This window comes from Mycobacterium sp. ZZG (genome assembly GCF_054786995.1).
The window spans coordinates 1-12,803 of record NZ_JBTBFV010000094.1; the positions used below are offsets into that span (position 1 = coordinate 1).

The window sequence follows — 12,803 nt, forward strand, 5'->3', positions numbered from 1 at the left end:
GGATCGTCGCCGCGCCCACCCCTCCAACTCGGCCCGCTCGTCAGTGGTCAAGACAATCTTCGCGGCATGAGGTGTCGGCACAACCCAGTCTAACAACTAGATCGCAATTAATGACTCAGGACACTAGGCCAACAGGTACTGCTCGACGAGTCGGACGGCTATCGATCCCTCACCCACCGCCGACGCTACCCGCTTCACCGAGCCGCTGCGAACGTCACCGGCGGCGAAAATGCCGGCGCGGCTGGTTTCAAGCATCATCGGTTCACGATCGATGCGCAGTCCTGCTCGGTCGTCAGGTGAGTACATCGCTGCTGAACCGGTCGCGATGAAGCCGTGGTCATCGAGCGATACAACTCCGTGTAGCCACTCTGTATTGGGTGCCGCACCGATGAAGACGAACAGCGCGGTGGTGTCGATGCGACGCTGCTCACCCGTCTGGTTGTCCTCCACGACAACCGTTTCGACGTGATTTCGTCCGTGGACTTCGCGGACCTCGGTATGCAAGCAGACGTTTATCCGGGGTTGTTGTTGGATCCGGTCGATCAGGTAGCGGGACATGTCCTTGGCAATGTCGCCGCTACGGATTAGCAGGTACACGCGAGAAATACGAGATGCCAGAAACACTGCGGCCTGCCCCGCGGAATTCCCTCCTCCGACGATCACCACCGGGCCGGCGCCACATAGCAACGCCTCCTGGAAGGTGGCGGCGTAGTAGACTCCGTTTCCCTCGAACCTCTCGATTCCGGACACGGCGAGCTTGCGATATCGGGCTCCCGTCGCCAGTACGACGGCCCTGCCGACGACGAACGTGCCGTCGCCAAGACATACCAGGTGCTGACCGCCATCGGATTCCAGACGTCGTGCCTCCGCCGAGATCATCAGGTCCGCACCGAACTTCTTGGCCTGGATCAAGGCCCTTTCGGCAAGCTCGGCTCCGGACAGTCCACTGGGGAAGCCGAGATAGTTCTCTATCCTCGACGAGGTGCCGGCCTGGCCGCCCGTGGCGATCGCTTCGGCCGCGGCGGTGGTGAGCCCGTCCGAAGAGCCGTACACCGCCGCCGCCAGACCGGCCGGGCCGGCACCGATGACGATGAGGTCGCGTTCGTCGTGGATGACGTCGGGCACCGGCAGGCCCACCCGCCGGGCCAGTTCGCTGTTGGGCGGGTTGCGAAGGACCTCGTCACCCCAGATCACGACCGGGGTGTCTTGCGGCGCTACCCCGTACCGCCGCAGCAGGCATTCAGTGTCCTTCTCTTGTTCGAGATCGAGCCAGCGGTGCGGCAGTCTGTTTCGGGCAGCGAACTCCCGCAACCGCGTGGTGTCGGGCGAATAGCAGGATCCGATGATCCAGAAGCCGGTGCCCTCTTCGATGAGCATGGTGCGCCGGATCAGGAAGGCCCGAAGGATCAGGTCGCTGAGCACGGGATCCTGAGCCACGAGGGTGCGTACCAACTGTGCCGCGACGACGAGGACTTCACCGGCTTCTGCGACTTGCGCGGTATAGAACGCGGCCTGACCTTCGAGGTCACCGAGTTCACCGAGGAACCGCCCCGGACCGTGGACCCGGAGCGTCCGTTGTTCGCCGAATGGGTCGAGGGCGGTGACAGCGACTTTTCCCGACAGGATGACGTAGAAATTGTCCGTTCGCGTGCCTTCGCGCACCAGGATCTCGCCGGGCGCTACGGCCCGCCTCTCCCCGCCCGCCTCGAGGGTGGCGATCTGCATCTCGCTCAGCCGCGGGTACGCACCGTAGATGTCCGGGGTTTCCTGTAGCTCCGCGGACACTCGCTCGGATGTGGGCGCCTCAGACATAATTTTCGTGGACATAGCACCAGCGCCAAGCGGCCTCCATGGCGGCCACGATCGGATGGCCGATGGTGTACGCGTGTCCCCTTGCGTGGCGCATGGGCGACGAATCACAGCAGCCCACGTGTCCGCAGGTCAGACAGAGCCGCAGGTGTACCCACGGCGTCCCGAGTCGCAGGCATTCCTCACATCCCGCTGTGCGCGGTTCCACCTGCCGAATCGCTGCAATATCCGGGTCGGTGCGTATCGACGTCATTGTTCACCGTTCTTCGTGCTGTGTGCTGCAAGCGCGTGGTCCAGCCAAGACCGAAGGGCCGCCACAGGTGCGGCTCCGGATTGGCGGGCCACCACCTCGCCGTGGTCGACAACGAGCAGGGTCGGTACCGCTTGCACAGAGAACCGTTGTGAGATGGCGGGCGCCTTGTCGACGTCGACCTTGACCAGTTTGAGTTGGCCGGCGCGTTCCGTGGCGAGTTTCTCCAAAGCCGGACTCACCATCCGGCACGGTCCGCACCACGTCGCCCAGAGGTCGACAAGTACAGGGACATCGGCCTTCTCGACGACTTCTGCGTAATTCTGGTCACCGGCGTCGACGATCCACGGCAGCCAGTGATGGCAGTGACCGCAGCGTGGCTTGCCGTCGGCGGCCGCGGCCACCCGGTTGCGTTTACCGCAGTTCGGGCACGTCACGATATTCGATTCCATGTTCTCGCCTTCGTCAGGCCGCCATGGCGGACTCGGAGTAGGTGACGGACAACTCGCCGTTGTCGACCGCGATGCGAATGATGCCGCCGGCCTGGACCTCGCCCTTGAGCAGTGCGCGTCCGATCTTCGTCTCGACCTCGTGGGCGATGTAGCGACGCAGAGGACGCGCGCCGTACACCGGGTCATAGCCGTGCTCGGCGATCAGCCGACTGGCCTCCGGTGTGATATCGAGCTGAATCTGCCTGTCCGCCAACCGCTTCCTCAGATCCTCGAGTTGAAGCTGGACGATGCGCTCGATCTGTGAAATAGCCAGCGGCGTGAACAGCACGATGTCGTCGACGCGGTTGAGGAACTCGGGGCGGAAATGACCCCGCAACTCGGCCATCACGCGTTCCCGTGCGTCCGGCTTTATCTCGCCGTCGCCCGTTACGCCGTCGAACAGATAATGCGACCCGATGTTCGACGTCATGATGACCACCGTGTTGCGGAAGTCGACCTGGCGACCCTGCGCATCGGTGAGCCTACCGTCGTCGAGCACCTGCAGCAGCGTGTTGAACACGTCGGGGTGCGCCTTCTCGATCTCGTCGAACAGCACAACTGAGTAAGGCTTACGCCGCACCGCTTCGGTGAGCTGGCCGCCCTCGTCATAGCCCACATATCCCGGCGGCGCGCCGACCAACCGGCTGACCGTGTGCCGCTCCTGGTATTCGCTCATGTCGAGCCGGACCATGTTGTCTTCGCTGTCGAAGAGCGCTGCGGCAAGGGTTTTCGCGAGTTCGGTCTTGCCGACACCCGTTGGACCCAGAAAGATGAACGATCCGATCGGGCGCCGCGGGTCGCGAATTCCGGACCTGGCGCGGATCACCGCGTCCGCCACCAGCTGGACGGCCTCGTCCTGACCGATCACCCTTTCGTGCAGTATCTCGTCGAGTCGAAGCAGCTTCTCGCGTTCGCTCTCCTGCAGCCGCGACACCGGGATGCCGGTCCACGCGGAGACGATTTCGGCGATCTCGTCCTCGGTGACGACTTCGCGCAGCAGCGGCCGGTGGCCCTGCTTGGACCTCAACTGCTCCTCGGCGGCCTGCAATTTGCGTTCCAATTCCCGCATTTCGCCATAGCGCAGCTCCGCGGCGCGATTGAGGTCATAGTTGCGCTCTGCCTCTTCGGCCTCGCGTCGCAACTGCTCCAGTCGCTCACGCAGTTCCTGGACGCGTTTGATCGCCTGCCGCTCGGCCTCCCACTGCGCGTGCATGGAATCGGCCTCCGCGCGCAGGTCAGCCAGCTCCTTTCGAAGCTCTTCCAGCCGAGTTTTGCTGACCGGGTCGTCCTCCTTCGACAACGCGGCCTCCTCGATCTCCAGCCTGGTCACACGCCGGGTGATCTCATCGAGCTCGGCCGGCATGGAATCGATTTCGGTACGCAGCCGGGCGCATGCCTCATCGACGAGATCGATCGCCTTGTCGGGCAGGAACCGGTCGGTGATATAGCGGTGCGACAGCGTGGCGGCGGCCACCAGCGCTACATCCTGGATCTTGACGCCGTGGAAGACCTCCAGGCGCTCACGCAGTCCACGCAGGATCGAGATGGTGTCTTCGACGTCGGGCTCATCGACGAGGACAGTTTGGAAGCGGCGCTCCAACGCGGCGTCGTTTTCGATGTGCTTGCGGTACTCGTCGAGAGTGGTTGCGCCGATCATGTGCAACTCACCGCGGGCGAGCATGGGTTTGAGCATGTTTCCCGCGTCCAGGGAACCTTCTGTCGCCCCTGCACCGACCACGGTGTGCAACTCGTCGACGAACAGCAGAATACGGCCCTCCCCCGCCTTCACCTCGGACAGCACCGCCTGCAGGCGTTCCTCGAATTCGCCGCGATACTTCGCCCCTGCCACCAACGAGCCCATGTCCAGGGAGAAGATGGTCTTGTCCCGCAGACCTTCCGGAACGTCGCCGCGCACGATTCGCTGCGCGAGACCCTCGACGATGGCCGTCTTGCCGACGCCGGGGTCACCGATCAGCACCGGATTGTTCTTGGTCTTGCGACTCAGAATCTGGATCACCCTGCGAATTTCGGCATCCCGGCCGATCACCGGGTCGAGTTTGCCTGACTGGGCCTCGGTGACCAGGTCACGCCCGTACTTCGCCAGGGCCTCGTAGGAGCCCTCCGGGGTCGCCGACGTCACCCGCTGGTTTCCACGCACTCTGGTCAGCACCGACAGGAACGAGTCGCGAGTCACACCGTGGCTCGCGAGTATTCGGCCCGCGGCCGTCGATGTGCCCTCCTCGGCGAGCGCCATCACGAGGTGCTCGACGGAGACATATTCATCCTTGAGCCGCTTGGCTTCCCGCTCGGCGGCTTCCAGCACCTTCGCCAAGCGGCGGGTGACCGAGACCTGGCCCGGCGTCGCGCCGGGACCGCTGACCTTCGGTCTGCGCTCCAGTTCGCGCTGAAGGTCTGCGCGCAATGCCGCGACCTCGACTTCGGCGGCGGTCAGCAGGCGCGGCACCAAGCCCTCTGGTTGGTCGATCAGCGCCGCCAGCAAGTGCTCACCGTCGACTTCGGTGTGGCCCATCCGGGTCGCGATGTTCTGCGCCTCCTGCAGCGCCTCCTGCGATTTCTGCGTCAGACTGTTGATGTCCACAGCACTGTCCTTCCTCGGCGAGACGCCGACTCGAGTTCCTCGATCCGGGCGAGCAGGTCGAGGACCAGTCCGATCGCCGCGTAGTTGAGGCCTAAACCGGTTCGTAGGCGTTGAATCCGGGCGACCACGGCCACCGCGGACGGGTCGAACCATGGCTCGCCATGGGCATCCGGTCTGCACGGCAGCAGGCCGAGAGCGACCAGCCGGCGAACCATGTCCGGGTGCAGGCCACATCGGCGCGCCATCTGGTCAAGCGACAACTGCGGCCGCCGCACCAACACATAACCTGGCGCCGTCACCGTCACCTCCTCGGGTCGAACGTGGACTCCGCGGCCAGCTGCTCGAACAGTTCCCGTTCCCGCGCGGTCGGTTTGGATGGCACCATGATCTTGATTTCGGCGTACAGGTCGCCTGGCTTGCCCTTCGGGTTGGGCATCCCCTCCCCGCGCAGACGCAGCCGCCTGCCGGTGGAGGAGCCAGGAGGTACCTTCACTTTCGCCTCGCCGCCCGGTGTTCTCATCGCGACCGTGGCGCCGAGCACCGCTTCCCACGGCGACACCGGCAGGTCGGCGATGATGTCGCGCCCCTCCAACCGGAAGCGCTTGTCCGGCTTGATGCGGACGACCAGGTACAGATCGCCTGGTGGGCCGTCGCCGCGGCCCCGCCCCCCCTCTCCGGCCAGCCGGATACGTTGTCCATCGACCACGCCGGCCGGAATGTTGACGGTGTAGGTGCGGTTGCCGAGGGAGATCTGCCGCTTACCCCCGCGATAGGCCTCCTCGACAGTAAGTTCGAGCTGAGCCTCCTGATCGGCACCCGGGATCGGCCCGAAGCCCCCACCGCCGGCGAATATGTCGCCGAAGAGGTCTTCGATGTTGATGCCCGCTCCCCCGCCGAAGCCTCCGGTGCTGTAGCGGACACGCCCGCCCCCCGGCGCCCCACCGAAGCCACCTCGGCCACCCATCCCGGCGCCGGCCCGCGCCTGCTCTTCCCAGTCGTCGGGGACATGCCGGAAATCGTCACCGAACCGGTCATACCGTTTGCGGGTTTCCGGGTCGGAAAGAACTTGGTAGGCCTCGTTGATCTCCTTGAACCTGTCCTCCGCACTGGGATCCTTGTTGACGTCGGGATGGAACTTGCGTGCCAACGAGCGGAATGCCTGCTGAATCTGGTCGGACGTGGCATCCCGGGACACCCCGAGCGCTTCGTAGTAATCGCGGGCCACTTAAAGGTCACTCCTCACGTCGGCTGACGACAACGGCCGCCGGCCGCAGCTGGTTGCTGCCCTCCCCATATCCCGGACGCAATACCTCAACGACAGTCCCGGGGGCGGTATTCGGCACGTCGATCATGCCGACCGCCTCATGACGCTTGGGGTCGAAAGGCACACCCGTCTGATCGTCACGCGGGTAACCGAGCTGGTCGAGTACCTTCACTGCCTGATCGAGAATCGTTCGGACGCCTTCTATTATCGCGTTGGACTGCCCGCCGTCGTGTGCGAGGGCACGCTCGAGATCGTCGACGACAGGCAGCCAGGCTCCGGCCACCTTCGATCGCTCGGTGGTTCGTTCGCGGTCTAGTTCGCGGGCGTAGCGCTTGCGAAGGTTGTCCAGATCGGCGACCGCACGCCGCCAGCGGTCTTCCAGTCGCGCCAGCTCGGCACTTGAGTCGGATTCGGCCGCGGGCGGTTCCGGCGCGGCTTGCGCCGCGCCGGAGCGCTCGTCCTCGGCAGTCGGATGTTCTTGCGGGCTGGCCATCGGCTAGCTCCGGTCGAACTCGGCATCGACAACGTCATCGTCAGCAGGCTGTGCCGCCTGCCCGTCGGCCTGTCCTTGGCCGTTGGCGTCCGCCCTCTGCGAGGGCTGCAAGCCATGCAGCATCTGTTGCAGTTCCGATGTCAACTGCTGAAGTCGGTCCAGCGGTGCCTCCTCGCTGATCGCCTGCCGTGCATCGGCGATGAGCATCTCGGCGCGGCCGCGGTCGTGCGGGGCGACGGATTCGCCGAGTTCGGCGAGCCGGCGCTCGACTTGATATGCGGCCGAATCGAGTTCGTTTCGTGCTTCGACGAGCCTGCGCAGTTCCTCGTCCTCGCGGCGGTGCGCCTCTGCTTCGCTGACCATTCGCTCGACCTCGCTCTGGTCGAGGTTGGATTGCTCGCTGATCGTGATGCTCTGCTCGGCTCCGGTGTCCTTGTCCCGCGCGGCGACGTTCAGGATGCCGTTGGCGTCGACGTCGAAGGTGACCTCGATCTGCGGCTCCCCGCGCGGTGCGGGCCGGATGTTCTCCAGTTTGAATCGACCGAGAGTCCGGTTGTCTCTGGCCAATTCACGCTCGCCCTGCAGCACAACAACGTCGACCGCGGGCTGATTGTCGGCGGCGGTGGTGAATACCTCGCTGCGCCGGGCGGGGATCGTGGTGTTGCGTTCGATGATCTTGGTCATCAGCCCACCCGCGGTCTCCACGCCCAGTGAGAGCGGTGTGACGTCGAGCAACAGGACGTCGGAGACCTCGCCCTTGAGCACCCCGGCCTGGATCGCGGCGCCCATCGCCACGACCTCGTCGGGGTTCACACTCATGTTGGGGTCCTTGCCGCCGGTGAGCCGGCGGACGAGAGCCTGGACGGCGGGGATACGCGTCGATCCGCCGACCAGGATCACCTCGTCTATGTCGTTCGCCGTGACCTTGGCGTCCGCCATCGCCTGCTTGACCGGCCCCATGGTGCGCTCGACCAGGTCGTGGGTGAGATCCTCGAATTTCGACCGGGTGATGGTCATCGTCAGATGCTTGGGCCCGTTGGCGTCGGCGGTGATGAACGGCAAGTTCACCTGCGTCTGCGTCACCGAGGACAGCTCGACCTTCGCTTTCTCTGCGGCTTCGAAGAGCCGTTGGAGTGCTTGCGGATCCGAGCGCAGGTCGATGTTGTTCTCACGCTTGAACTCGTCGGCGAAAAAGTCGACGAGCCTGCGGTCGAAGTCGTCTCCACCGAGATGAGAATCGCCGGCCGTCGCCCGGACCTCGACGACACCGTCGCCGACGTCCAGGAGGCTGACATCGAACGTGCCGCCGCCGAGATCGAACACCAGGACCGTTTCGTGGCCCTTCTTGTCCAACCCGTAGGCCAGCGCGGCGGCCGTCGGCTCGTTGATGATGCGCAGCACCTCCAGGCCGGCGATCCGGCCTGCGTCCTTGGTGGCGTTACGCTGAGCGTCGTTGAAGTACGCCGGTACGGTGATCACCGCTTCTGTGACCCGTTCACCGAGGAACTTGCCCGCGTCGTCGGCGAGCTTGCGAAGTACCAGGGCGCTGATCTCTTCCGGTGAATACAACTTGCCGCGGATATTGAAGCGCGCCTCGCCATTCGGGCCCTCGACGACGTCGAAGCTGACCGCCTTGGCTTCCTCCGAGATTTCATCGAAGCGGCGGCCTATGAATCGCTTCGCCGAATAGATGGTTCCCTTCGGGTTCATGATCGCCTGGCGCCGCGCCAGCTGGCCGACCAACCGTTCGCCGCTCTCGGTGAACGCGACCACCGAGGGGGTTGTGCGCGCACCTTCCGCGTTGGGTATGACGACGGGTTCGCCGCCCTGCCAGGCCGCGATCACCGAGTTGGTGGTGCCCAGATCAATGCCTACTGCCGTTGCCATGCTTCACTCCTTAGGATTGTCAGCCGTGGAGAGCAGCCGCAGTGCCTGGTCGGCCACCTCCACGTCCGCGACGAGGTCGTAGGACCTCGGGACCAGGCTAGATACAGCGTGAAAGTCGCGCCGACCGCGTTGCAGGGCGTGCACGAGCAGCCCCATCAAAGCCCCGACGATCGCACCGAAGATCACGCCATAGAGGGCCAGTAACAGGGCGGTGGTCAGTGGGTCGATCCAGCTGAAGATTCCGAACACCCAGCCGATGAGTGCCCCGACCAGGGCACCGGACGCCGCACCTCGCAGCGCGGCCCCTCCGTAATTGAGCCGGCCGAGAACTTGTTCGACATATTCCAGATCGCGGCCCACGATGGCGACCCGGTTGACCGGAAACCGCTGATCGGAAAGATAGTCGACGGCGCGCTCGGCGTCTGCGTAGTTGTCGAACGTGGCGATAACCTGGCGGGCGGGCTGATTGGGACGTACCGCCGATCTGCTGACTGTCGCATGTGCCATTACTGTCTCCTCACGCGTCCACGGCCTGTTGCTGCCCCGACCCGGGTTGTATGGTCTGCCGGCCTTCGTCGGCACTGTCGGTGGGCGCCGATTTCAACGCCGGCCTGTCCAGTTCTCGCAACGGATCGAACCGCATCAACAGCATTGGCCTCTCCCGAAATTCGCAGTGGTCGCTTTGATTGAGACCGCGATCGGCTCCGACTCTTGGCCGTACTTCGAACGCGTCCCGTGACAGAATTCTGGCAATCTCACCCCCGTCATCGCGTGCACCCGGCGAGCCGAAAAGTCCTCTGCCGATCTGTCCTCCCAGTACCAGCGCGGCACTGAGTGCGATTTCGTCGGGGATCCGTTTGGCTGAGCAGGATGTGGGTAGCCACGGTTTTGCCGCGTCATCGATTGAGTAGTAGCGCGTCATCGATTGAGTAGTAGTCGGGAGCGGCTGGTGAGGAGCAGCGGATGCCGGCTGATCGATTCATCCCTGCGGAGGTCGCAACATGACTGTCGCGTCGTCGGATGCAACCCCGACAGCCGAGGAGTTGGCCGCGCTTTCCACGCTCGCCTTCGGATGGGTCGATGATGTGACGACGTTGGGTGAAGCCGCTGCTGCGGTGCCCCGGCTCGGGCCGTGTCGCATCGAGGCCACATACAGGCTCGCCAATGGTTCCTGGCAACCGTTTCCCACCGGTCAACCCGAACGGCCCGACATCGATCGGCTGATCGCGGAGTCGGGCGGTGACGGCGCTGTCGGGATTCCCGGACGCGCGTGGGGGTGGGCGTTTCCCCTCCGGCCTCATGATGTGGTGGAGGGCTCCCTTGTCGTCAGCGCCGCCGAGCAACCCTCAACCGGTCATATCCATTTGTTGACGCTGCTGGCGCACCAGACGGGCGCCGCCCTGGCCCGTGGTGCAAATCATCGGCGAAACGCGCGGTGTACCGAGCAACTGGCCAAGGCGCACAGTGACCTCGCCGGCGCACAGAAGCGGTTGAGGATCCGGACGCGTGTTCACGAGACCATCGAGGCGGCGCTGGGAAGCGGCGAAGGCGAGCAAGCAATCACTGATGCGCTGCATGAATTGATCGGGCTCCCAATAGCTTTGGAGGACCGGTTCGGCAACCTCCGCAGCTGGTCCGGTCCAGGACGCCCGATGCCCTATCCGATGCCGGACCCGCAACGGCGTCAACGCCAACTTGCTGTGCTGGCCGAACGCCACCGTCCCACACGAATGAAGAACCGCGTGGATGTCCTCATCGTGCCACGCGGGGAGATCCTCGGCGTGTTGGCAATCGTCGACCCTGACAAGTTGGTAACCCAGGACCACCTGGTCGCCCTGCAGTTCGCGTGCACGCTGTTGGGCTACGAGTTGTCGCACCAGCGGAGCTTGGTGGACAGGGAGCTCTCCGTGCGCCGCGAATTCGTTGAGGACCTGCTCGCCGGCACCGACGACGACGGGGCCTTCGCCAGGTCGGAGGCACTGGGCCACGACCTCCGCCCTCCGCATTATGTGGTCGTCGTGCACAGCTCGGCCGCATCTGATTCCGTGGCCACTGGCGCCGGCCGCGCTGCCGCGGCGTTGCACCTGAACAAGCTGCAGGGACGTAGCGGCAAGCTGGTGGTGCTTCTGACCGAAGGCCGACCAGACCCGCAAGTGTTTTACCGCACGCTGAGCGAGTTGCTGGGGCGGCACACGTGCGCCATCGGCATCGGCTCGCGGTGCGATGCACCGTCGGAGTTCCCGAAGTCGTTCGCTGCGGCGAAACGAGCGCTGAATGTGCGACTGCATTCCGCGGTATCCGCCGGTGCATCGGCCTACGACGAACTCGGGTTCTACCGTCTCATCGACGTAGCCCATACGGGCGGAGCTGTCGAGGATTTCATCCGAGAATGGATCGGCGCCCTGCTGGAATACGACTCGACAAAAAAGTCGGAGCTCGTTCTCACGCTCAGTGAACACCTGGAAAGCGGTGGCAATTACGACGATACCGCCGAGGCCCTGCACATCCACCGCAGCACGCTACGCTACCGGCTGGCGCGCATCAGTGAACTGACCGGTTGCGACCTGCGCGATGCCAACACACGCTTCAATCTTCACGCCGCGACCCGGTCCTGGCGTTTCCTCTACCCCCAGCGCACACCCTAGTCGCGGCACCGGTCTACGGGGTCAGGCCACCGCTCGTGGTTTACGCTGGCAGGCCGACAGTGTGGCGCCTGTCGTAACGCCAAGGCGCACAGGGCAAGGAGCATTGATCCGGCGGTACTACGCTCTCCTGTGTTTTCTGCTCCGACGGGCTGGTGTCTTCGCAGGTAGCCGAAATCCACGATGGCGCCATGGGAATCGGTTCTCTGAAGATCGGCCTGCTGGCACCTCCGTGGGCCGCGGTGCCGCCATCGTCGTATGGCGGCACCGAAGCGGTCGTCTCGGAGCTGGCGGTCGGGCTGACTGCGGCCGGCCACGAGGTGATGCTCTACGCCACCGGCGACAGCACGGCCCCCGTACCCCTCGTGCGCGCCACGGCCAGTGCGACCTGGGACCGAATAGGCCACGGCGAAGTCGAGCTGCCACACGTGATGGGCGGTTACGAAGCGCTCACTGGGTGCGACATCATCCACGATCACACCCTTCTCGGACCGGCTTGGGCCCTTGCCAATGGTTGCGATCGTGTTGTCACCACCTGTCACGGCCCTTTCGGCGGCGAGCTCAGCGCGATATACCGCCGCTACGCCAAGCGGATACCGGTCGTCGCCGTCTCGCACAACCAGGCCCGACGAGCGCCGGAGGTGATGATCGACCGGGTGATCCACCACGGCCTCGATCCAACGGCCTACCCCGACGGCGACGGCGACGGCGGTTTTCTTCTGTTCCTCGGAAGAATGACAGCCGATAAGGGAGTTCGGCAGGCGGTGCTGGCCGCACGCGCAGCGGGCCGGCGTCTCATTGTGGCCGCCAAGGCTCGCGAGAAATCGGAGCAGGCGTACTACCACGACCAGATAGAGCCGTTGCTCGACGACAACGTCGAGTTCATCGGTGAAGTCGGCGGGCAGGACAAGCTGGCCCTTCTCGGTGAGGCGTCTGCGCTTCTCAATCCCATCCAATGGCCAGAACCCTTCGGGTTGGTGATGATCGAGGCACTGGCCTGCGGTACGCCGGTCATCGCCTGTCCGAACGGTGCGGCGCCCGAGATCGTCGATGACGGAGTCACCGGCTACCTGTGCAGCGGGAAAGACGCTCTCGTCCGCGCTATCTGCAACGTCGATCACCTCAGCCGACGGGCCTGCCGCGAGGCGGTGATCGAGCGGTTCTCAACCGCTCGCATGGTCAGCGATCACCTCGCGCTCCTGAGTTGGGTCACTTTGGTCAGTTTTGTAGGGTGGCGGTGTCTTGAGCTGGGGTGATGTCTCCGCTTAGTGCCCCTGCTAGGCACTAATTTGGGTCAGTAGGCTGCCTGGATGGTGTGGATTCGGCGGGTGCGCACGGCCTCGGGCGCGACCGCGGTCCAGATCGCCG

General features: G+C 64.7%; 12 protein-coding genes. 2 read left to right on the plus strand and 10 right to left on the minus strand.

The annotated features are described in order from the left end of the window. Positions 1–123 precede the first annotated feature (123 nt). From ACXMYJ_RS27580 to ACXMYJ_RS27625, 10 genes are read right to left on the minus strand one after another with little or no spacing between them, the layout of a single operon-like run. On the minus strand, positions 124–1,920 hold the full coding sequence (locus ACXMYJ_RS27580; RefSeq protein WP_460359387.1) for an FAD-dependent oxidoreductase: 1,797 nt from the start codon (positions 1,918–1,920) through the stop codon (positions 124–126). Continuing rightward, positions 1,805–2,062 carry a UBP-type zinc finger domain-containing protein gene (locus tag ACXMYJ_RS27585; RefSeq protein WP_460359388.1) on the minus strand — a complete coding sequence of 86 codons (258 nt, stop codon included), beginning with the start codon at positions 2,060–2,062 and terminating at the stop codon, positions 1,805–1,807. The genes ACXMYJ_RS27580 and ACXMYJ_RS27585 overlap by 116 nt, the downstream gene beginning before the upstream one ends. Continuing rightward, positions 2,059–2,511 carry a thioredoxin gene (trxA, locus tag ACXMYJ_RS27590; protein WP_460359389.1) on the minus strand — a complete coding sequence of 151 codons (453 nt, stop codon included), beginning with the start codon at positions 2,509–2,511 and terminating at the stop codon, positions 2,059–2,061. The genes ACXMYJ_RS27585 and trxA overlap by 4 nt, the downstream gene beginning before the upstream one ends. Before the next feature lie 13 nt (positions 2,512–2,524). Beyond that, positions 2,525–5,149, minus strand: a complete 2,625-nt coding sequence (gene clpB / locus ACXMYJ_RS27595) for an ATP-dependent chaperone ClpB (RefSeq protein ID WP_460359390.1) — start codon at positions 5,147–5,149, stop codon at positions 2,525–2,527. Next, positions 5,131–5,394, minus strand: coding sequence for a chaperone modulator CbpM (locus tag ACXMYJ_RS27600; RefSeq protein ID WP_443189427.1), 264 nt, complete (start codon positions 5,392–5,394; stop codon positions 5,131–5,133). Before ACXMYJ_RS27600 ends, clpB begins: the two co-directional genes overlap by 19 nt. 56 nt (positions 5,395–5,450) lie before the next feature. After that, entirely contained in the window at positions 5,451–6,374 is a 924-nt protein-coding gene (locus ACXMYJ_RS27605; RefSeq protein WP_443189419.1) for a DnaJ C-terminal domain-containing protein, read from the minus strand. 7 nt (positions 6,375–6,381) lie between these two features. Next, positions 6,382–6,906 (minus strand): nucleotide exchange factor GrpE, encoded by a 525-nt coding sequence (locus ACXMYJ_RS27610; protein ID WP_443189420.1) that lies wholly within the window; start codon positions 6,904–6,906, stop codon positions 6,382–6,384. Between the two features lie 3 nt (positions 6,907–6,909). Beyond that, the gene (dnaK, locus tag ACXMYJ_RS27615; RefSeq protein WP_443189421.1) at positions 6,910–8,793 is read right to left on the minus strand and encodes a molecular chaperone DnaK; all 1,884 of its coding nucleotides are present in this window, start codon (positions 8,791–8,793) and stop codon (positions 6,910–6,912) included. A gap of 3 nt (positions 8,794–8,796) precedes the next feature. Beyond that, a complete protein-coding gene (locus tag ACXMYJ_RS27620; protein WP_443189422.1) occupies positions 8,797–9,300 on the minus strand; it encodes a YflT domain-containing protein in 504 nt (167 codons plus the stop codon). Positions 9,301–9,310: 10 nt separating this feature from the next. Further along, the gene (locus ACXMYJ_RS27625) at positions 9,311–9,715 is read right to left on the minus strand and encodes a hypothetical protein (protein WP_443189423.1); all 405 of its coding nucleotides are present in this window, start codon (positions 9,713–9,715) and stop codon (positions 9,311–9,313) included. A gap of 79 nt (positions 9,716–9,794) precedes the next feature. On the opposite strand from ACXMYJ_RS27625, the gene ACXMYJ_RS27630 reads away from it, so the two are divergent. Continuing rightward, complete coding sequence (locus tag ACXMYJ_RS27630; RefSeq protein WP_443189424.1) at positions 9,795–11,438, plus strand: PucR family transcriptional regulator; 1,644 nt, start codon at positions 9,795–9,797, stop codon at positions 11,436–11,438. 152 nt (positions 11,439–11,590) lie between these two features. Then, a complete protein-coding gene (locus ACXMYJ_RS27635; RefSeq protein ID WP_460359391.1) occupies positions 11,591–12,691 on the plus strand; it encodes a glycosyltransferase family 4 protein in 1,101 nt (366 codons plus the stop codon). Positions 12,692–12,803: the final 112 nt, after the last annotated feature.

Excerpts from the sequence above, each read along its gene's own strand:
- ACXMYJ_RS27585 (WP_460359388.1), bottom strand. The coding sequence starts at position 2,062 with ATGACGTCGATACGCACCGACCCGGATATTGCAGCGATTCGGCAGGTG.
- trxA (WP_460359389.1), bottom strand. The coding sequence starts at position 2,511 with ATGGAATCGAATATCGTGACGTGCCCGAACTGCGGTAAACGCAACCGG.
- ACXMYJ_RS27600 (WP_443189427.1), bottom strand. The coding sequence starts at position 5,394 with ATGGCGCGCCGATGTGGCCTGCACCCGGACATGGTTCGCCGGCTGGTC.
- ACXMYJ_RS27610 (WP_443189420.1), bottom strand. The coding sequence starts at position 6,906 with ATGGCCAGCCCGCAAGAACATCCGACTGCCGAGGACGAGCGCTCCGGC.
- dnaK (WP_443189421.1), bottom strand. The coding sequence starts at position 8,793 with ATGGCAACGGCAGTAGGCATTGATCTGGGCACCACCAACTCGGTGATC.
- ACXMYJ_RS27620 (WP_443189422.1), bottom strand. The coding sequence starts at position 9,300 with ATGGCACATGCGACAGTCAGCAGATCGGCGGTACGTCCCAATCAGCCC.
- ACXMYJ_RS27625 (WP_443189423.1), bottom strand. The coding sequence starts at position 9,715 with ATGACGCGCTACTACTCAATCGATGACGCGGCAAAACCGTGGCTACCC.
- ACXMYJ_RS27630 (WP_443189424.1), top strand. The coding sequence starts at position 9,795 with ATGACTGTCGCGTCGTCGGATGCAACCCCGACAGCCGAGGAGTTGGCC.